Source organism: Pseudomonas sp. FFUP_PS_473, assembly GCF_002858665.1.
In the GTDB taxonomy this organism is placed as follows: Bacteria; Pseudomonadota; Gammaproteobacteria; order Pseudomonadales; family Pseudomonadaceae; genus Aquipseudomonas; species Aquipseudomonas defluvii.
On sequence record NZ_PJQQ01000036.1, the window covers coordinates 18,677 to 38,747 of the forward strand.

Genomic DNA, 20,071 nt, shown 5'->3' on the forward strand with positions numbered 1-20,071 from the left:
TACGCGCACCCTTCGTGGGGGCTGGCTTGCCAGCGATGCGGGTCAGCCTGGATGCGTGGCCTCAAGCGCATTCAGTACCTGCACATCCGGCAGGTTCATGACCTGGGCTTCATGTTGCAGAAAGTCGCTGAGCCGCCGCAGCCGCTCACCACCGGGACGGGTCTTCGGCCATACCAGGTAGTAATCCAGACCACTGGCCACCGCCGTTGGCCAGGGCAGGCTCAAACGCCCCTGGGCCACATCCTCGGCCACCATCAGCAGGTCGCCCATCGATACGCCATAACCACGCGCCGCAGCGATCATGCCCAACTCCAGCGTGTCGAACACCTGACCACCCTTGAGTGAGATCTGCTCGGTGAGGTGCATGCAGGCCAGCCAACTGCGCCAGTCGCGTTTATCCGGGGTCGGGTGCAACAGCTCGACCGAGGCCAGCCGTTCAGCGTCCCAAGGGCCGTCATTGAGCAGCTCTGGCGAACCGACCGGTACCAGCAGCTCGGAGAACAGACGGTTGACTTCCCAGTCCGGGGGAAAATGACCATCACTCAACAGCACCGCACAGTCGAACGGCTCCTGATTGAAATCCACGTGATCGACATCCATCCAGGCGCTGGTCAGTTGCACTTCGTTGCCAGGCTGTAAATGACGGAAGCGGCTCAGACGGGCCAGTAGCCAACGCATGGTGAGGGTTGATGGCGCTTTCATGCGCAGGATGTCGTCTTCACTGCGCAGCGTGTTGCAAGCCCGCTCCAGTGCAGCGAACCCCTCACGTACGCCGGGCAACAACAAGCGGGCGGCTTCACTCAGCTGCAACGTTCGGCCATTGCGTAAAAACAGTCGACAAGCGAAGTGATCCTCCAGCGTACGAATGTGCCGGCTGACGGCACTCTGGGTGATCGAGAGTTCCTGTGCCGCGCGGGTGAACGAGCTGTGCCGCGCGGCTGCCTCGAATGCCCGTAGTGCATAGAGCGGCGGTAAACGACGTGACATGACCCTGCTCCCGACAATACCCCGATACGTGATGAGCGATCTTACTCGCATGAGTTTTAATCATGCCAATGATCGTTATTATCCTTTTGTGCAGCATCGTCCAAAGCACGAGAATCAATGGCTTCACCTTACCTTGCCCGAGAACAGGACGATCATCATGCAAGCCGTGCCATCTAAAGAACTCAAGGCGTTGCTGCGCCTGGCCGGGCCGCTGATCGCCTCTCAGTTGGCACACATGCTGATGCTGCTGACCGACACCCTGATGATGGCCAGGATCAGCCCGCAGGCCTTGGCCGGGGGCGGGCTGGGTGCCGCGAGCTATTCCTTCGTGTCGATTTTCTGCCTGGGGGTGATTGCCGCTGTCGGCACGTTAGTCGCGATTCGCAAGGGTGCTGGCGATACCGAAGGTGCCACGCGCCTGACCCAGGCGGGCTTGTGGCTGGGTTGGGTGATGGCACTGGTTGCCGCATTGGTGCTGTGGAACCTGTCGCCGGTGCTGTTGCTGCTCGGCCAGACACCAGACAACGTCGAGGCCTCCAGCCAGTTCCTGCTGTTGTTGCCCTTCGCCCTGCCCGGCTACCTGACCTTTATGGCCTTGCGCGGTTTCACCAGTGCGTTGGGGCGCTCGGCGCCGGTGATGGTCATCAGCCTGGTCGGTACCGTGCTCAACTTCCTGCTCAACTATGCGCTGATCGAAGGCCTGTTCGGCCTGCCAAAACTCGGGCTGGTAGGGATCGGGCTGGTCACGGCCATCGTCGCCACCGGTATGGCGGTGGCGCTGGCCCTGCATATTCATTGGCACCCAGCCTATGACGCCTATGCCATCCGCCACCGGTTGAGCCGGCCATCCTGGCCAGCCTTGAGCGAGTTGTGGCGGCTTGGCCTGCCGATTGGCGGCACCTACACGGTAGAAGTCGGGCTGTTCGCCTTTGCGGCGCTGTGCATGGGCACCATGGGCAGTACCGAGCTGGCAGCACACCAGATTGCCCTGCAGATCGTTTCAACAGCGTTCATGATCCCGGCAGGGCTGTCCTATGCAGTGACCATGCGGGTCGGCCTGCATTTTGGTGCCGATAACCTGCATGCTGCGCGGCATGCCGGGCGAGTCGGGATCGGATTTGGCGCCTCGCTGATGCTGGCGTTTGCAGTGTTGTTCTGGCTGCTGCCAGAAGCCTTGGTCGGGCTGTTCCTCGACCAGGGTGATCCGGCGTTCGCTGAAGTCATTCAATTGGCGGTCAGCCTGCTGATGGTTGCCGCCTGGTTCGAGCTGTTCGATGGCACCCAGACCATTGCCATGGGCTCAATCCGCGGCCTGAAGGACGCCAAGACCACCTTCCTGATTGGCTTTGTCTGCTATTGGCTGATTGGTGCACCTGCCGCCTGGGTTTTCGCTTTCCCGCTCGACGGCGGAGCCGTCGGTGTCTGGTGGGGCCTGGCATTGGGGTTGGCATGCGCCGCAATCTGCCTGACCCTGGCATTCGAGTGGCGGATGAAACGCATGCTGGGGGTACCAGTGGAAACCCGACTTGCCAGTGGTGCAGGCGCTGTATAAACAGGCAACCTCATGCAGGGCAATACTCAGGCTTCGTGCTCGCCTTCAATCGCCTGGGCCTGAATTGCCGCTTTGCCATGTATGGCCGAATAAGTGCACAGTTGCTGCAGGCGCCGCTCTAGCTCCATCAGCAGCCGATTACGCGTGCTCAGTACTTCGCTCTTGTTGAAGAAACCGGGCTCAACCGTATAGATGTTGAACATCTGATTGATCTCCGCCGGGGCAGCAATGATGAAATTCTCAGCGGAGCTGTGGTTGTAGAGCGCAACCATTTCCCCGGTCTGGCTCTGCGCCGCTCGAACAAACAGCATGGTAATGTCCTGGCCTTCGCGTATCCGCACGGCCTTGTCAGCGAACTGGAAGCAGGCCTCTTTTCCATCGCGCAACTTCACCCAGAACTCGTGCTCTTGTACGTTGCGGCTGCTGACGTAGGACGATGACGAGCTACTCCCGGTCGAGCCGTAGCCATTAATGAGATAACCACCGCTGGAGTGATGCGAGTGGCCAGCGGCCAAGTGCACCTGGTTACGCTTCTGGGTGTCCAGTACCTGCCCGGTCACGACGAAAAAGTAGAACTGGCGCCCATAGTGGTTGAACGGTTCGTCGATGAAGTTCACATCTTCGGGTGACAGGCTGATGTCGTACATGGTCCGGATCATTTCATCGCGGGCGGCTTTGTCGTGCTTGGCCTGCTCCTGAAGTTCGGCGCGCCGAACCTTGGCATCATCAATGGCCTTGAGTGCTTGAGCCTTCAGCACCGGTGTTTTTTCCTGAGCATAGGCCGCAGCCTTTTCACCGGCTTCTTTCAGCACCGGCGCGGCCTTCTGCCCTGCTTCAACGGCGAGGTCCTTGGCTTTGTTCAGTGCCTGAGCAGCCTTGGCGGCCAATTCAGGGTTGGCGTTGACAGCTTTTTGCTTCAGCTCATCCCAGAGACTCATCGTCTATCCCTTTTTAATGCTGCATCAATGAAAAGGCCATCTACAGACGACCTGACAATCGGAAAACCGTAACCGTCAACCAGAGGGTATGCCGGGCAGTCTACAGGCACTTATGGACCGCGGCGATCCACGCCACACGATCACGCTAGCACACTGCCGGGATGCGCCAGGCCGCGAAAAACGTGCCCTCCAGCGTGAAATCACCCATTAGACAAGCCAATAGCACTTTGCCACCCATTTGAATTGACGGCGTGTCGAGTTTGCCGTTAGTGTGGCTGCACTTTTTGAGTGCCATCAATGGGGCACTCAAATACTTATGGATGAGTGATCAAGGTAGGGATGATGCGCGGAGTACTGCTACGTAGCGGCAAAAGTGAAGATTTCACCGCACTAGGAGAAACAGGCCAACCGGTGTACCGGGCAGCGCTGCAATTGCGCGAGGCTATCCGCCGCAAGAACCCCGACCAACCTGAACTGGTCGAGCACCTCGCCATTCCGCAAACCGACGAGCGCGGCAGTACCATCGATTGGTACAGCGATCGGCCGGGTGATGTAATCCCCTGGAGCAGCGCAACCGAAGAAGAACGGGCACCCGCCCGTGCTCAACTGGAAGTGCTGCAACGCAAGATCGATGAGCTCAGCAATGACCTGCTGGGCCTGGATGCCAACGGTCAGCCGCTTCCCGGTAGCAAGCCAGGCGCTCAGGGTGATCGGACGGTGTTCGGCAAGCTGCTGACCTGCGTGGTGCCATTTCCCGACGAGAATTTCGTGTACCTGGTTGATGGTCGGCCAGTCCTGACGTTCTGGGGCTTCGTCCACGCGGGTGCCGAGCGCAGCCGCCAGCCACTGCATTGCCTCTACCCAAGCACAGCCAAAGTTGCCGAGCCGGCACCACCAGCACCGGTCGCACCGCTGGCGGCACCCGCCGCAGCACCATTGCTCAGCCAGGCAACCAAGCCATCCTGGTGGCGCCGCTGGTGGTGGTTACTGCCGTTGTTGCTGTTGCTCCTGCTGTTACTGCTGTTTGGCCTGCGTGGCTGCCTGCCCAACGCTGCACTGCCAGGCTTGCCAGGTATGCCGCAGGTTGAAGTACCGTCTATGAATGTGCCCTCCTTGAATGGGCAACCCGGCGTCACCCTGCCCGGCGGCGCAGTCTCAGCGGGTAACGGGCTGAACGTTTCTGGCAGCACAGTGGGCATGCCAAATACCGCGCCAGGCAGCGTAGCTGCACCAGCCAATGAAGGTGCCGGTACAGGCTCCGCCGCCAACACCGCGCCGGAGCCCACCACTGCGCCACCAGCAGCGCCGGACGAGGCATCTACCGGTGCGGCACAAACGCCGCCCGCAAGCGCAGGGGCACCCGCCAACGCCCCATCGACACAACTACCGGCGCTTGCGGAAGGCACCCAGCCTTCGCCGCTACTGAGTATTCCTGCAGATGCCGCAGACGGTACGGCCAACTTCCTCAACGGCGACTGGAGCGGTGCCGGCATCCAGGAAGTCGGCACCGGTAAGCCGCTGCGTCTGAAATATGACTTCCAGGACGGCAAAGGTAACGCCACGGTCAGCCGCTCTGACGGCGTGCGTTGCAGCGCTCCGGTGGTCGCGGCAATGAACGGCGGCAATCTGTCGATCAATAGCGATGGTCAGGCCGCCTGTGCCGATGGCAGCAGCTATGACCTGCCCCAAGTGAACTGTAAACCAGGCGCCCAGCACATCGCCGACTGCAGCGGTAGCTACGGCACCGAAGCGTTCCCGATGCTGATGAAGCAAGCCGGCCAATAACACGAGAAGCGCAGAAGATGTTGCCTGAAATCACCCAGTTCGAAGAAACGGTCACGCTGATCAGCGATACCGGCATTCAGTTTATGGACTTCGCCCTGCGCCTGGGCCCAGATGGCGAGCAAGCCGGCAAATTCGTGCAGCTCAACAACGGTCTGGTACCTACGCGCCTGTTGTGGTCCAAGGAATACAAGGATTTCTACGAACCGGAGCCCGACAAAGTCGTGCCGGTAGAGTTCGACTCCAGCGAAGACAACCACTTCCGACTGAGCATGGAAGAAAGCCTGAAGCTGTTTGACGGCATCTGGCTGCCCATTCCGTTTCTGCGCTTCATGCCGCCCTATCGCTTCGACGAGGGGCCGAACAACTGGTCGCGGATGCGCCTGATCAAACTGGCCGAGCCCGATATTGACGGCAATACGCACCGTCTCACGCTAGCCTTTGACAGCCGTATCATGCCGTCCGTCAGCGGCACCGCCTACCTGGCGCCAAACGAAGAAGACGTGCGCTCTGGTGTAGCCTTCAAGATCGCCTGCAGCGCCCGCGAGTACGGCTGGTTCCTGACTCACAGCTGGATCCGCGAGTGGCTCAGTGAGCTGTATGCCGAAGCCCGTGCAGACTGGACCCGCGAGCGCCTGGACAAAGACCTCAAGGGCAACCGCCACCTCGGGCATTACCTGAACCTGCTGAGCCTGCTGCGCCGCCCGACACCTGCAGAGCAGAGCACAGAAAAGCCCAAGGTCGAAATCCCCGAGATCAAGGTCGTCGCCAATGACGCCTTGGGCGTTGTGCGCCCGATTCCGGTGGACCTGGTGCTGGACGTCGGCAACTCACGCACCTGCGGCATTCTGATCGAAGATCATGGCCAGTCGGGTTCGGGCATGAAGCACAACTATGTGCTGGAGCTGCGCGACCTCAGTGAGCCCGAGAAGATCTACAACCAGGCCTTTGAGAGCCGCGTCGAATTTGCCCAGGCCTATTTCGGCAAGGACCATTTCTCGGTCAAGAGCGGCCGTCACAATGCCTTCCAGTGGGCCACGATTGCCCGTGTCGGCGGCGAGGCCGGACGCTTGGCCAGCCGCCGTCGCGGCACCGAAGGTTCCACCGGCCTGTCCAGCCCGAAACGTTACCTGTGGGATGAGAAGGCCTATGGTCATGGCTGGCGCTTCAACGCTTCGTATGTCAAAACCGACAAGGAGCCGCTGGCGACCGCCGCACCTTTCTCGCACTTGATCAACGACCTCGGCCAGGCGCTGTACCTGCCGCCAAAGAACGACATGCCGGTGTTCACACCGCGCTATTCCCGCAGCAGCCTGATGACGTTCATGCTGGCCGAAGTGGTCACCCAGGCGCTGTCGCAGATCAACAGCCCGGCCCAGCGTTCACGCCAGGGCCATGCGCGGGTACCGCGCCAGCTCAATAGCATCACCCTCACCGTACCGCCAGGCATGCCGCAGGCCGAACGCAGCATCCTCAACAACCGTATGAACGAGGCCGTCGGCCTGGTGTGGAAGAGTCTTGGCTGGCATGAGGGCGAGAGCAACCCGTTCAAGGACAAGTCGGTCAAGCCGCTCACACCGCTGCCGAGCATTCGCGTTGAATGGGACGAGGCCAGCTGCGGGCAACTGGTGTACCTGTACAACGAGGTCAACGAGAACTTCGCCGGGCACCCGGAAGAGTTTTTCGCCGCCCTGGCGCGCCCGGACAAAAGTGAAACCGAGCAGATCACCCTGGCCACCATCGACATTGGTGGCGGCACCACGGATCTGGTGATCACCGACTACCACCTGGACCGTGGCAGCAACGGCGGCACAGGCAGTAACGTACACATTGTGCCCAGCCAGCGCTTCCGCGACGGATTCAAGATCGCGGGCGACGACATCCTCCTGGACGTCATTCAAGAGTTCATCCTGCCCAGTTTCAAGCAGGCGCTGCAGAACGCCGGGGTATATGCCCCGGATGCCCTGATGTCGCGCCTGTGCGGCAACGGCGATGCCAGCGCCCAGGAGCGGATTCTGCGTCAGCAGCTCAACCTGCAGGTGTTCATGCCGCTGGGTCTGGCGTTGCTCAAAGCCTATGAGCAGTACGACCCCGAAACCCCAGTGGAGGTTGTTGAGCGCTCATGGCAAGAAGTACTGGGCGATGCTGTTGTCAACGACAGCGTGCTGGAGTACGTGTATGCCGCCGTGCGCCGTGATGTTGGCCGTGACGGCACCCTGGACCTGCTGAAAACCCCTATCGCTTTTGACCTCGAACAGGTACATACGGCGTTCCTCGGTGGCCAGATCAACATCACCAAGATCCTCGCCGAACTGTGCGAAGTGATTTTCCACTACCCCTGTGACGCACTGTTGCTGACCGGCCGCCCGTCGCGCCTGCCGGGCATTCAAGCCTTCATTCGCCAGCGCTTGCCACTGCCACCGGGGCGCATTCTGCCACTGCAGAACTACCGTACTGGTGGTTGGTACCCGTTCCACAAAAACGGCCTGATCGACGACCCGAAAAGTACCGCCTCGGTGGGAGCAATGATCTGCCTGCTGTGCTCCAAGCACAGTGTGCCGAACTTCTACTTCCGCACGGCAGCACTCAAACCGTACTCGACCATCAAGCACTTCGGCCAGATTGATAACGCCGGCACTATCAAACATGGTGACGTGCTCTACCACAACCTGACCTCCGACAAAGGCCGCATTCAACTGCCAATCGTGGGCGAAGGTGAACAACGCGGTACGCCGTGGCTGGAAATGCGCGGCGACATGCACCTGGGTTACCGCCAACTGGCCGCCGAGCGCTGGTCCGCATCGCCACTCTACACGCTGCGTTTTACCGCCAGAGGCAGTCGTAACTTCTCAAGCGCCATCGGCAAGGGCGGTGAAACGCCGGTGCTGCGCATTCGTCTGGCCGTGGACGAGCCTTCGGACCAACTGCTGGAGCAGGGCCTGATCAGCGACAAGCTGGTCATCGCTGAGCTGCAATCGAATATCCAGGATGCCGATTTCGATTTTGAAAGGGATCTTGAGCTCTCACTCAATACCATGCCGACCATGAGCCTGAGTGACAGTGACTATTGGCTCGACAGCGGGAACGTCAAAGGAAAATGAGCAATCTAACGCCAAAGCAACAGCAGCTGATGGGTGCCTGGGGTGCCGTTCACAAAGGTGCGAACGAAGCGCTGGAGTGGATTCAACAGGTGCGCGGCAACGCCGCCAGCGTAGAGGCCGAGGGCGATGCCCTCAACCTCCGGCTGCACCAGGCACGCAACCGAGCCAAAGACCTGCAGCGCGCCGCCGGCACACCGATGGTGATCGGTTTCTTCGGCCTGTCTCAGGCCGGCAAGTCGTACCTGATTTCCGCCTTGGCAGCCGACAGCCGTGGCCGCCTGGAAACCGACTTCGGCGGCAAGACCCTTGATTTCATCGAGCACGTAAACCCCACTGGCCTCGGCAAAGAGGCTACAGGGCTTGTGACACGCTTCAGTCGCTGGGCCAAACCAAGCCCCGATGCCAATTTTCCGGTAGAACTGAAGCTGTTCAGTGAAATCGAAGTGGCTAAGATTCTGGCTAACGCCTGGTTCGAGGACTTTGACCAGGAAAAGCTCGACTACACCTTCACTGACGCCCGCATTCAGGATGTGCTCAAGGCTTTCGAAGGCCAGGAGCATGAACAGGTACAACCTGGGGTCACCGCCGACGATGTAGTGGCCCTGTGGGACTACCTGAAAGGCAACTACGAAAAGTCCGTGCGCAAGCTCAGTGAGCTTTACTGGCCGCGCGTAATGAAATTGGCACCACGGTTGAACTACCGTCAGCGGGCCAAGCTGTTTTCTGTGCTATGGGGCGAGCAACACCTGCTCACCGAGGTCTACGAACAACTGGTCGGTGGCCTGCACAAAATGGGCTTCCCCGAGACCGTGTTCGCACCCTTGAGCGTACTGGTGAAAGACGACAACGGCGTCTACACCCAAGCCAACAGCATCATGAACGTCGATATCCTCGGGCGTCTGGGCACCAATCGCGACCTGCCGGTGAACGTGTTGCCATTGTGCGACGGCAAACTGCAGAGCAGCGTGGGCCTGAGCATCGCCCAACTCGCCGCACTGACTGCTGAGATGACCTTCCGTCTGATCAATCGTCCGCAAGACCCGGTCGTAGAGGAAGTCGATTTGCTCGACTTCCCAGGCTATCGCACCCGGCAGAAACTGCTGCGCATCGAGGATGCGGCCGACCCGGATGCAGTCGAGCAAGTCAATCCGGCCTCGACCCTGATCCTGCGGGGCAAGGTCGCCTACCTGTTTGAGCGCTACACCGACTCGCAACAAATGAATGCCCTGGTGCTCTGCACCAGCTCGTTCAAGCAAAGCGAAGTGGTCAGTGTTGGTCCAGTGCTCACCCGCTGGATTCACCGCACCCAGGGCCGCACGCCGAAAGAGCGCGGCCAGCGTGAGCCAGGCCTGATCTGGGCCCTGACCATGCTCGACGGTTTCATCAGCAACACACTCGGCCTGAGCGAAGGGCAACTGCCCGAAGGCTGCGAGAACATGATGAAACTGACGATGATCGAGCGTTTCGGCACCCAGGAGTGGATGAAGGACTGGGCAAGTACTCCGTTCAACAACACCTATCTGGTACGCAAGCCTCGCCTGGACACGGCCTTTATCGAGCGTGACGCTGGCACCGGCGAAGAAACCGCATTCACTGATCGACATACGCAGCGCCTGGAACAATTGGGCCAGTGCTTCGCCGCCAGCCCTTCTGTGCAGCGTCATGTGAAAGACCCAGGCACCGCCTGGAAAGCCATGCTCGAGCTCAATGATGGCGGCATCAGCCGTTTCAGCAGCAGCTTCAAGGGCGTTGCCAACATCGACTTCAAGCTCACCCGGATCGAAGAGCAACTGGAAGAGTGCCGTACAGAGCTGCTTGAAAACGGCCTGTACGCCTGGCGTGAAGAAGACTTTGAGAAAGTGCTGGAGAAGAAGCGCGAAAAGGCGCAGATGCTCCTCAACCAGTTGGGCGCTGATCCCGATGTATTGGGCGAGTTGATCCATGAGCTCCAACTGCCGGTCGACGAATTGCGCGAGCTGTACCTGGGCGGTGTGTATGACATCGACGGGTTGGACGACGATGCAGAACAAGAGCCGGAGCATAGCGCCAAGGCCCCGGCCAACAAGGCCCCTGCGATCAATTTTGGCAACCTGTTTGCCAACCCCGCCGCAGAGCCAGTAGCAGCGCCAGCGAAGCCGCTGACACGGCGACTCACCTCAGAGCAACGCTTTGCCCGGGCGGCCCTAAAAGCCTGGATCAAGCATATGCGCGAGCTCGGTTCACGCACACTGCTGCTCAACAGCCTGCGGTTGAACAAAAGCGTGGTCGACAGCCTCACCGAGGAGCTGATCAGCGCCGTGCGTAGCCCGAGCTTCCTCACAGAATTGGACGAAGCCGTGACCCGTCGCGCCCAAAGCGGCACCCGCCGCGATCAGATGGTGCAGCGTCAGGTGTTGGCCGTGCAGTTGGTAATCCGCGACTTCATCTCCTGGTTCGGCCTGCTGAGCAAACCCGTAAGCGCACGCCCCAACAGCCTGTTGGGTGCTCGCGAGCCGTTGTTCAGTTTCTACCGCTCGGTGGCTGTTGGCGAACTGCCCGTGCTGCCTGAACAGCCCTCGCATCAAGAGCAGCTTTATTTGGTGGATTGGTTGTCGGGGCTGGCCTGGCTTACCCAGGAAAACGCCAAGAGTGGCGCCGACCCCGAAATTACCACCGAGCAGCGACGCCAACTGGCCGTCCTGCTGAACACATTTGAAGCGAGTTAATCCATGGGTATCAGAGTTGACGTGCTGTCACTGAGCAGCAACGTTCCAGGCCACGCGCGCGTTCGAGTCAGTGGCTGGAGCGAAACCACCGACAACCTCGAGTTTTCGGTACAAAGCAGCCAAAGCCAACATTTCCTGCAGAAGGAAGCACAGTGGAGTAGCAGCCCCTACTGGTTCCAAATTACTCAGTTGGAAACCGTAGACGACGCACAAGCCTTCGAGACCCGAATTGGGCCGGAGCTACTCGACCCCTTGCTGGAACTCAGCAACAACGCCATGTTCCGCATTGAACTGAAGGGCTCGGGCCTGAGCGAGGAAACCGTACTGCGGCTGGCCAAGGACCTGCAGCATTCGTTGTCGCAAGGGAGCACCCCGACAAACGCAAACAGCGGCACGCTGGAGGTACCGGCAACTGCGCCGGTAGAGGAGCAGGCGCCGTCCCAGGCGACGACGGTCGCTCAGGCCGCCCCCCTGACAGAGCCTGAAGTGGTTACCCCGGCGCCAGCTGTGGCAGCCACAACGCCGACGAAAAAGAACCGCTGGCTGTTGCCGGTACTGCTATTGGTACTACTGGCAGCTATCGCGGCAGGCGCCTGGTGGTGGCTCAAACAGCAACCGGAACCTGCCGCACCCAAGCCTGCGGAGCCGGAAAAACCTGCACAGGTCGAGCCCGCAGTAACCGCGCAGCCTTGCACGCTGGAAAGCATGAAGAGCCAGTCGGAACTGGCTTTCGTGCAGAGCTGCATCCAGCAGGCGCCGGACAGCACTGCGCTGCTGGAAGTGATCAACGTCGCCAAGGCCAACAGCACGTGCGGCGTCGCCCAGCGCCTGTACGCCAACCGCGCTCAGGGCGGCGACGTCCAGATCGCCACAGCCTACGCCCACGAATATGACCCAAAATACCACCAGGCCAGCGAGTGCTTCAAAGCACCTGACAACGCCACTGCCGCCTACTGGTACGAGACCATCCTTAGCTTCGACGAGAACAATGCCGATGCCAAGGCGCGTCTTGAGGAGCTCAAACAATGAGTATGCGTCTGCGCGGATTGACGGCTGCCTTGCTGGCCTTGAGTCTCAGCCCGGCCTTGCAAGCAGCGGACACGCCTCTGCTGCAAGCAGGTAAGAAAACCCTGTTTCAACGCGTCCTGACCACGCCAAGCTGCCAGCTCAGCGACGCAGCAGGTGCTTCCAGCGGCGCAGCCCAACCCGCGTTCAGCCGTTTTTACGTGTATGAACGGGCTCAGGTCGACAACCGAGAATGGTTGCGGGTTGGCCCCGACACCCAGGGTAAGAGCATCGGCTGGTTACCGGGCGAGTGTACTGTTGAGTGGAAAATGCAGCTCACACTGGCGTTCACCAACCCTGCCAACCGCGACCGCCTGCTGTTCTTCAAGGAGCGCAATCAGCTCGAGGGTATTCTGGACGCCCCCGATCCGGTCAGTCATGTCGCACCACTGCGGGCCAAGCTCAAGAAAGGCAGCGAGGCGCCCGGCGTGTTGGCTCAGGAGCCGGAATACTTCATCGACCTGCAGAAGAACTTCTACCTGCTGCCGGTGTTGAGTGGCGAAGAAGTGATGACCGAGGAAGGTTTCCGTACACGAATCCTCAATGTCGCCTCGGTGAGCAAGGCCGACGCCAGCAGTAGCGCTGCGGCGAATGCGAATACGCCAGGCAATGCCAAGACCCAACTCAAGGCCTTCAGCGCGGCGGTGGTGTTCGTCATCGACTCGACCATCTCCATGGACCCATACATTGATCGCACCCGTGAGGCGATCAAGCGCGTATATGAGCAGATCGAGAAGGAAAACCTCGGTCAGCAGGTCAAGTTTGGCCTGGTCGCTTACCGTTCCAGTACCAAGGCGGTACCAGGCCTGGAGTACGTAAGTAAAATGTACGCCGACCCCAACACCGTCAAAGACGGTGCCGACTTCATGGCCAAGGTCGCTGACCTGAAACAGGCCAAGGTCTCCAGCAGCACCTTCGACGAAGACGCCTACTCCGGCGTCATGCACGCGGTGGACAAGGTCGACTGGAGCCAGTTCGGCGCCCGTTATGTGGTGCTGATCACCGATGCAGGCGCCATCGACGGTAGCGACAAACTGTCGGGGACTGGTTTGGGCGCGGAGCAGGTGAAGATCGAGGCCAGCAACCCTGGTGTCGCCCTCTATACCCTGCACCTGAAAACCCCAAGCGGTGCCAAGAACCACAGCAGCGCCGAGGCCCAGTACCGGGCGCTGTCGAATTACCCGGGAACCAACACCTCCCTCTACTATCCGGTTAACGCTGGCGATGTGGATGCATTCGGGCGCAAGGTGGACGGCCTCGCCGCCGCCATTACCCAACAGGTAAAGTCAGCCTACATGGGCGAAGACGCCATTGGCAGTGCAACCAACGCCAAAGCCGATCCGAGCGAAAAGAAAATGCTCGAAGACGCCGCGCTGATCGGCCATGCCATGCAACTTGCCTATCTCGGTAAAACCACCGGAACCAAAGCACCACCCGTGTTCCAGGCCTGGATCAGCGACCGTGACCTGATCAAGCAGAACCTGCCGACCACCGATGTGCGTGTGCTGCTGACCAAAGCTCAGCTCAGTGACTTGAGCGATGTACTCAAGCAGATTCTGGACGCAGCCAACGAAGGCATGATCTCGCCCAGCGAGATGTTTACCCGCCTGCGCTCGGTAGCCGCCACCATGGGTGCCGACCCGAACCAACTGAAACAGGGTGCCAACACCCGTGTTGCGGACCTGGGCGTGCTGGGTGAGTACCTGGAAGACCTGCCGTACCACAGCGACGTGCTGAACCTGGATGAAGAAACCTGGAAAGGCTGGGACGGCCTTGCTCAGGAGAAGTTTATCCGCAGCCTGAGTACCAAGCTGCGCCACTACCAGCGTTACAACGCCGACGTGGACCGCTGGGTTGCACTGGCACCCGGTAGTGATAGCCGCGATAACGTCTATCCGGTACCGCTCGAAATGATGCCCTGAGCCCCATGCTTGACATCAAAGGACTGTTGGTAGCGCGCGGGGAAGGCGCCCAGGCTCATCGGGTGCGGCTCAATGAGCTGCACCTGGAGCACGGTGAAATTCGTGCCATTACCGGCGAGAGCGGCTGCGGCAAGAGCACCCTGCTGGAAGCCATCGGCTTGCTCCTGGCGCCTCAGCAACTGAACCACTATCGCCTTGGACGTGAGGCGGTGGATGTACGCCAGTTGCTGGCTGAGAACCAGCAGCCGGCGCTGGCCGCATTACGCTCCCGACAGCTCGGTTTCGTGTTGCAGAACGGTGGCCTTCTGCCGTTTCTCAAGGTACGCGACAACATCCAGTTACCACGGCGCCTACTCGGCCTCTCCAGCCGCAGTCATGCCGTCGAGAAAGCGATTGAAGTCCTGCGCCTTGAGCCGTTGCTCGACAAGTACCCGCAGTCCCTGTCCATCGGTGAGCGCCAGCGCGTGGCCTGTGTGCGCGCCATCGCCCACGAGCCACAGCTGCTGTTGGCCGATGAGCCCACCGCCGCACTGGACCCACACAATGCTCAGCGCCTGTTCGAGTTGCTACTGAGCCTGGTCAACGAGCTGGGCCTCAGCGCGTTGGTGGTGTCCCATGACTGGGCATTGATCGATCAGTTCGGCCTACCGCGACTGTGCGCAGTGAATGGGGAAGGAGAAACACGCTTTGAACCCCTGGTTTAAACAGCTGGGGCTGCTGATGCAGCTTTCGGTGGCCGATCTCTGGCATGACCGCAAGGTCTCGCTGTGCATGGCAGCCTCGCTAATGGCGGTGATCGCCCCCCTGTTGCTGCTGTTCGGGCTCAAGCATGGCGTGGTCAGCCAACTGCAACAGGAACTGCTGAGCGACCCGCGCAACCTTGAAGTGAAGATGCTCAGCAGCAGCCATTACGACCTCGACTGGCTGGAACGCTTGCGCCAGCGCCCGGAAGTCGGTTTTGCCATTGGTCAAACTCGCTCGCTGAACACCCAGGCCGACCTGCAGGGCGAGCGTGGGCGCTTTGCCGATAACATCGAGATTATTCCCACCCAAGCCGGCGACCCACTACTCAACACGCCTTTGAGTGCAGTACAAGGCAACCAGGTCATTCTCAGTGCCCGTACAGCTGAACGCCTGGCCGCCAAGGCCGGCGACAACATTCGGCTTCGCGTCGCCCGCCGTCTGGACGGTGTCAACGAACGCGGCGAGCAAACACTGCAGGTGCAGGCCGTGCTGGAGCCCGCACGCTTTACCCGCCCTGCAGCCTTTGTCAGCCCCGAACTGCTGCTCGACCTAGAGTACTTCCGTGACGGCTATCGCGTGCCGATCCTGGGCAGCACCAGCGGCCAACTGCTGGACAGCGTGAAGGTTGGTTATGCCCGGGCCAGGGTCTATGCCAAAGACATCGACAACGTCGAAGCGTTGGAGCGCTGGCTCAACGAGCAACATGTGGAAACCAGCAGTCGTCTCGCTGAGATCGATAGCGTCAAAGCGATCAACCATGTGTTGGGGCTGATCTTTGGGGTGATTGCCGGTGCCGCACTGATCGGTTGCATCGCCTCGCTGGTCGGTGCCTTCCTGGCCAATATCGACCGCAAACGCCGTAACCTCGCAGTATTACGCCTGCTGGGCTTCGGCAGCCTTGCCGTGGCCGGCTATGTGGTGCTGCAGGCACTGCTGCTCAGCGCTGTGGGTTACATCGGCGGCCTCGCTGGCTATTTTGCTGGCAGCGTACTGTTCGATCACTTGCTGGGCAGCAGCCAGGCTACTGGCACGTTCATCTGCCACATCACGTTTGGGCACGGCCTGACCGCCCTGCTCCTCGCGTTCCTAGTCGCCGCGCTGGTCGCCATGATCGGCGCCCTGCGAGCCATTCGAATTCAACCTGCGGAGAGTCTGCGTGAGCTCTAAAGCCTACGGCCGTCTACTGTTCTTGCCCCTGAGTTTCGGCTGCCTGATGCAAGCCTCGGCTGCGGCCTGGGAGGAGAAACACTATAACCCCATGCCCGACACCGACGATGTAGTGCTACCCATGCCCTGCGAAGGGTCGATGGTGTTTCGCAAGGTGCTGATCCCTCTGGCCGGACCATTAGACGACTACCCAATCAACATTGGCCAGGACAGTGCCGAGTGGGGTTATGTCGAGCAGACCCGACCCGCCTTTATCGCCGGTAGTTTCACCAGCGCGAAAGGTGAGAAATCGCGCTACTACCTGATGGCCAAGTATGAAATGACGCAGTTGCAATACCGTGCATTGACGGACGAAACCTGCCCGACGCCGTCGAACAAGCTGCGCCTGCCGGAGGTGTCGCTGAGCTGGCTCGATGCACTGCAAGCAACCGATAAATACAACCGCTGGTTGCGCGCCAATGCTGCCGCAAAACTGCCCAAGGAGGATGGCGCCCAGGGCTTTCTGCGCTTGCCCACCGAGGTCGAATGGGAGTACGCAGCGCGCGGTGGGCTGCAGGTCGGTACCGCTGAGTTTCGCGATGCTCGCTACCCGATGCCCGAGGGTTTGAATGCCTACGAATGGTTTGCTGGCGCCCAGTCGTCGAACGGCAAACTGCAGCTCAGCGGGCTGCTCAAAGCAAACCCCCTGGGCCTGCACGACATGCTTGGCAACGCCAGCGAGATGATGTTTGAACCCTTTCACTTGAACAAACTGGATCGCCAGCACGGGCAGGCCGGCGGCTATGTGGTGCGCGGAGGCAACTACCTGACTGCCGAGGGCGAGCTACGCACGGCGCTGCGTGAAGAAGAGCCGTACTACAACGCCGAAGGCCCGGTGACCAGCAAAACCACAGGCATGCGCTTGGTGCTAGTGTCGCCCACGATGACCTCTCGCGAACGCGTCAGCAGTATTGAGAGTAGCTGGAAGAAGCTGGGCGGCGATGAACCCACCGGACACGCCAAGGACAAAGGCACCGTGAAAGCCCTGGAAGACCTCGCCTCGAAGGTTGATGACCAAGGCCTGAAAGACCAGCTCAAGACCGTAGAAAACCAGCTGCGGGCGAGCAACCAGCAACAGCAGGAAGCTCGCGATCAGGCGATCCGCGCCAGCCTCAACCTCGGCGCTTTCCTCTGTACCAAGATGCTCGACGACGGCCAGTACCTCGACTTCCTGCAGAAGAACTATGCCAGCAACTGCAAGGCCGGCGAAGAAGACCCCACCTGCGGCATGCGCAAAACCAAGCTCGAAGAACAGAGCACGCGCTTGCACAAGCTGAGCCGTTACTACGCCAGCTCTTTGGTGGAGTCCGGGTCGCTCTATGGCAAGCCCCTGCTGGAAGCGCAAGTGCCGGTGCTGGAGGGCACGCTCAAGGCCAACAAGAACCTGAAGGAGCTAATGCCTTACCTACGTACCCACTGGGCTAACCAGGCCGAATTCCTCAAAACCCAGAAAATCGACACTGCAGCCTGGCTCAACAGCTGCAAGGCCGTAACCCTCTGATCAACAACGAGTCAAGGAACGCGAACGTGAATACCAATAAAGCAGGCATCTCCCGGATTTGGGTCAGTGTGATGGTAGTAGTCAGCCTAGTGCTGAGCGGTTGTGCTGGTACCGGTAGCTCAATGTTGGGTGGAAGCAGCAACGCAGACCCACGGCTGACCTCCGGCAACGATGCCAAGTTTTTCACCACCTCGGGCTATCAGGCCTGTGCTGTCGCCGCAGCCGGTGGCGTGCTCGCCTGCACCCTGTCGAACTCGAGCAACAAAGCTACCTGCGCCATCGTCGCCGGCCTTGCCGCGTGTGGCGTGGCCATGGGCGCCAACTACTACCTGGATCAGCGTCGTGCCCAGTACTCCGACACCAACCAGCGCCTGACGATGATGACCACCGATGTTCAACAGGAAACAGCCAAGGTTGCCGAGCGGACCAACACTCTGCAGCGCGTGATCAACGACGACAAGCAACAAATCGCCGCCCTGCAACGCGATATTCAAGCCAAGACGGTTAACAAGGCCAAGGCTCAGCAAGACGTTGCCGCCATCGACAGCAACATTGCCTTGATGCGCAAAGACGTAAACAACATGAAAGCCCGTGTCACCGAATTTGAGAAGGTCGCCAAGCTTGAGCGAGAAGGCGGCGCCAACCAGGCTGAGGTGCAGAAGGTCGAGGCAGAAATTGCCAAGATGAACAACAAGGTCGTTGCCCTGCAGCAGGAGGTCGACGGCCTCTACAGCCAGCGCTCGGCAATTACCCTGGGCTAAGGAGCACGCTATGTACCTACGCCTCAGCCTTTGCATTCTGGTCCTGCTCTCAGTGGCCGGATGCGCTACTACTGCGTCACAGTGCAATGCCTCCGACAGCGACGTCAGCATGATCAAGAAGCTCAACTGCGACTACGGCGGTGGTTACAGTGAGCAGGTGCGCAACAGCGAGCAGGCCTTGGTCGATGCCCGTGAGCAGAACCGTCAGTTCAACGACGTGTATGCTCAGCTCAGCGCGCAGCAGACGTCGACCCGCCAGGACCTGGCAACCGTACAACGTCAGCAGGCTAGCCTGGAAAAGTCTCTCAATGGTCTATTGGCAACGCTCAAGGCCCGGCATGCCAACAAGCGCGACGTGCAACAGCAGATTGCGGGCCTTGAACAGCGGATGAAGGCCTCGCAGAACGCACCTGCCAACACGGCCAACGCCGCCCAGGTCGAGGCCCGCAAGCAAGAACTGAAAGCTCTGCAGCAGCAGGTCAGTCGCCTCCAGCTAAGCCTCGGTTACGAGTAAGCCTATAACCGGCAGCTTCGGCTGCCGGTCCTTTTCAGGACATCCTCATGCAACGGGTTATCCGTGATGCCAGCACGAGCCAGGACGGCTTAGCCTCGCTCGAACACACCGTAGCGATTATCGCCAAGCATTTTCCACCCAGCGTTGCTCACCTCTATGCGGTGCCACGAAAAGGCGCCGATGGCGCCCGTGAATGGTGGTCGGAACTGACCGGACAGCCACGCCAGTACCGCGAACTCAACGCCGATGAGCAACAGGCGTTGCTGGAGATCTATGCGCAGCGCCAAGACGCGGTCACGCAATTGGCCAACGAACTGGAACGTCGCGGCCAGGGCACAGAAGCTAGCGCACTGCGGCGACTGGTAGGGCCACCGAACCTCGACAACCTTTACAGCATCAATGGCTACCCGCTGTTGGTGCGCTGGGGTGACCCTGAACCTAGGCCTGCACCAGGCCCTACTCCGCAAGCAGCCGCACCAATTGTGCGTCGGCGAACGTGGATCTGGTTGCCTTGGTTCCTGCTGCCATTACTCTTGCTGCTATCGCTACTGCTCGCGCTGTGGATTGGCTGGCCTTACCTGCAACGTTGGCTGAATACACCCCAGCCGCAGCACTTCGCCTGCGTTAAAGACCCACAGGTACAACCCCCTGAGTTTTCCGTAGTCCTCGATACCTCCGGCTCAATGCAACTGAGCGTGGATGCCACGCTCGAGGACGAGCAATGGTTTTTCACCCTTGGTCAAGAGGACGGAGCCGACCCTGAGCGCCTGGCCCGGATAACCCAAGGCCCAATACGCATGGACGTGGCCAAGAGCGCGTTGAGCCAGATGGTGAACGACCTGCACCCGGCCATCGACATGCGCATCGTGACCTTTGATGGCTGCCGCGCGCCAATCGACCATGGCCAGTTCAGTCTTGCCCAACGCCCGGCCTTGATCCAAGGCATTAAAGGCCTCGTGGCCAACGATGGCACTGCACTCACGGCAAGCCTGGAAAGCGCAGCGCGCACGATGAATGGTCGTGACCGCGACGGGGTAATCGTAATGTTCGTCGATGGTGCAGACGGTTGTGGCCAAAACGCTTGCGACGTGGCGCAACGTATTGCCCGAGAACAACCACGGTTGCGGGTCAACCTGGTCAACATCAGCAACAACAGCCTGGCCAGTTGCATCGCTGACAGCACCGGTGGCCGGGTGTATTCAGCAAACAATGCCGTGGAAATGGCGAAGGCCCTGCAAGACGCCAGCCAAGAGGTTTCCGGCAGCGCCAATTGTGACTAATGCCTGTTGATTG

General features: G+C 60.1%; 14 protein-coding genes. 12 read left to right on the forward strand and 2 right to left on the reverse strand.

The features are described from left to right. Window positions 1-42 precede the first annotated feature (42 nt). Entirely contained in the window at window positions 43-987 is a 945-nt protein-coding gene (locus tag CYD26_RS20440) for a LysR substrate-binding domain-containing protein (RefSeq protein WP_099773268.1), read from the reverse strand. A 157-nt stretch (window positions 988-1,144) separates the two neighbouring features. Here CYD26_RS20440 and CYD26_RS20445 point away from each other — a divergent pair, with 157 nt between their 5' ends. Beyond that, on the forward strand, window positions 1,145-2,539 hold the full coding sequence (locus CYD26_RS20445) for a NorM family multidrug efflux MATE transporter (RefSeq protein WP_102053484.1): 1,395 nt from the start codon (window positions 1,145-1,147) through the stop codon (window positions 2,537-2,539). Window positions 2,540-2,565: 26 nt separating this feature from the next. On the opposite strand, the gene CYD26_RS20450 is transcribed toward CYD26_RS20445, so the two are convergent. Further along, the gene (locus CYD26_RS20450; protein WP_065759795.1) at window positions 2,566-3,477 is read right to left on the reverse strand and encodes a hypothetical protein; all 912 of its coding nucleotides are present in this window, start codon (window positions 3,475-3,477) and stop codon (window positions 2,566-2,568) included. 342 nt (window positions 3,478-3,819) lie between these two features. On the opposite strand from CYD26_RS20450, the gene CYD26_RS20455 reads away from it, so the two are divergent. The 11 genes from CYD26_RS20455 (at window position 3,820) to CYD26_RS20505 (ending at window position 20,058) form a co-directional block, all read left to right on the forward strand. Then, window positions 3,820-5,262 carry an SrfA family protein gene (locus tag CYD26_RS20455; protein ID WP_102053485.1) on the forward strand — a complete coding sequence of 481 codons (1,443 nt, stop codon included), beginning with the start codon at window positions 3,820-3,822 and terminating at the stop codon, window positions 5,260-5,262. A 17-nt stretch (window positions 5,263-5,279) separates the two neighbouring features. Further along, a complete protein-coding gene (locus CYD26_RS20460; RefSeq protein WP_065759797.1) occupies window positions 5,280-8,360 on the forward strand; it encodes a virulence factor SrfB in 3,081 nt (1,026 codons plus the stop codon). Then, window positions 8,357-11,065, forward strand: coding sequence for a putative virulence factor (locus tag CYD26_RS20465; protein WP_102053486.1), 2,709 nt, complete (start codon window positions 8,357-8,359; stop codon window positions 11,063-11,065). The genes CYD26_RS20460 and CYD26_RS20465 overlap by 4 nt, the downstream gene beginning before the upstream one ends. 3 nt (window positions 11,066-11,068) lie before the next feature. Beyond that, complete coding sequence (locus CYD26_RS20470) at window positions 11,069-12,094, forward strand: hypothetical protein (RefSeq protein ID WP_099773264.1); 1,026 nt, start codon at window positions 11,069-11,071, stop codon at window positions 12,092-12,094. A 2-nt stretch (window positions 12,095-12,096) separates the two neighbouring features. Beyond that, the gene (locus tag CYD26_RS20475) at window positions 12,097-14,052 is read left to right on the forward strand and encodes a vWA domain-containing protein (RefSeq protein ID WP_065759809.1); all 1,956 of its coding nucleotides are present in this window, start codon (window positions 12,097-12,099) and stop codon (window positions 14,050-14,052) included. Window positions 14,053-14,057: 5 nt separating this feature from the next. Continuing rightward, the gene (locus tag CYD26_RS20480) at window positions 14,058-14,756 is read left to right on the forward strand and encodes an ABC transporter ATP-binding protein (RefSeq protein ID WP_102053487.1); all 699 of its coding nucleotides are present in this window, start codon (window positions 14,058-14,060) and stop codon (window positions 14,754-14,756) included. Next, window positions 14,740-15,963: an ABC transporter permease gene (locus tag CYD26_RS20485; RefSeq protein ID WP_065759801.1), complete on the forward strand. Its 1,224-nt coding sequence runs from the start codon at window positions 14,740-14,742 to the stop codon at window positions 15,961-15,963. The genes CYD26_RS20480 and CYD26_RS20485 overlap by 17 nt, the downstream gene beginning before the upstream one ends. Beyond that, window positions 15,953-17,503, forward strand: coding sequence for an SUMF1/EgtB/PvdO family nonheme iron enzyme (locus tag CYD26_RS20490; protein ID WP_065759802.1), 1,551 nt, complete (start codon window positions 15,953-15,955; stop codon window positions 17,501-17,503). Before CYD26_RS20485 ends, CYD26_RS20490 begins: the two co-directional genes overlap by 11 nt. A gap of 71 nt (window positions 17,504-17,574) precedes the next feature. Further along, window positions 17,575-18,264 carry a hypothetical protein gene (locus CYD26_RS20495; RefSeq protein WP_099776497.1) on the forward strand — a complete coding sequence of 230 codons (690 nt, stop codon included), beginning with the start codon at window positions 17,575-17,577 and terminating at the stop codon, window positions 18,262-18,264. Window positions 18,265-18,274: 10 nt separating this feature from the next. Beyond that, window positions 18,275-18,778 carry a hypothetical protein gene (locus CYD26_RS20500; protein ID WP_102053488.1) on the forward strand — a complete coding sequence of 168 codons (504 nt, stop codon included), beginning with the start codon at window positions 18,275-18,277 and terminating at the stop codon, window positions 18,776-18,778. A 47-nt stretch (window positions 18,779-18,825) separates the two neighbouring features. Then, entirely contained in the window at window positions 18,826-20,058 is a 1,233-nt protein-coding gene (locus CYD26_RS20505; protein ID WP_102053489.1) for a VWA domain-containing protein, read from the forward strand. Window positions 20,059-20,071 lie beyond the last annotated feature (13 nt).

Bases quoted from the DNA above. Each gene is read 5' to 3' on its own strand.
- CYD26_RS20495 (WP_099776497.1), top strand. From the start codon at position 17,575: ATGGTAGTAGTCAGCCTAGTGCTGAGCGGTTGTGCTGGTACCGGTAGC.
- CYD26_RS20455 (WP_102053485.1), top strand. From the start codon at position 3,820: ATGCGCGGAGTACTGCTACGTAGCGGCAAAAGTGAAGATTTCACCGCA.
- CYD26_RS20475 (WP_065759809.1), top strand. From the start codon at position 12,097: ATGCGTCTGCGCGGATTGACGGCTGCCTTGCTGGCCTTGAGTCTCAGC.
- CYD26_RS20440 (WP_099773268.1), bottom strand. From the start codon at position 987: ATGTCACGTCGTTTACCGCCGCTCTATGCACTACGGGCATTCGAGGCA.
- CYD26_RS20500 (WP_102053488.1), top strand. From the start codon at position 18,275: ATGTACCTACGCCTCAGCCTTTGCATTCTGGTCCTGCTCTCAGTGGCC.
- CYD26_RS20480 (WP_102053487.1), top strand. From the start codon at position 14,058: ATGCTTGACATCAAAGGACTGTTGGTAGCGCGCGGGGAAGGCGCCCAG.
- CYD26_RS20450 (WP_065759795.1), bottom strand. From the start codon at position 3,477: ATGAGTCTCTGGGATGAGCTGAAGCAAAAAGCTGTCAACGCCAACCCT.
- CYD26_RS20505 (WP_102053489.1), top strand. From the start codon at position 18,826: ATGCAACGGGTTATCCGTGATGCCAGCACGAGCCAGGACGGCTTAGCC.
- CYD26_RS20470 (WP_099773264.1), top strand. From the start codon at position 11,069: ATGGGTATCAGAGTTGACGTGCTGTCACTGAGCAGCAACGTTCCAGGC.
- CYD26_RS20465 (WP_102053486.1), top strand. From the start codon at position 8,357: ATGAGCAATCTAACGCCAAAGCAACAGCAGCTGATGGGTGCCTGGGGT.
- CYD26_RS20445 (WP_102053484.1), top strand. From the start codon at position 1,145: ATGCAAGCCGTGCCATCTAAAGAACTCAAGGCGTTGCTGCGCCTGGCC.
- CYD26_RS20460 (WP_065759797.1), top strand. From the start codon at position 5,280: ATGTTGCCTGAAATCACCCAGTTCGAAGAAACGGTCACGCTGATCAGC.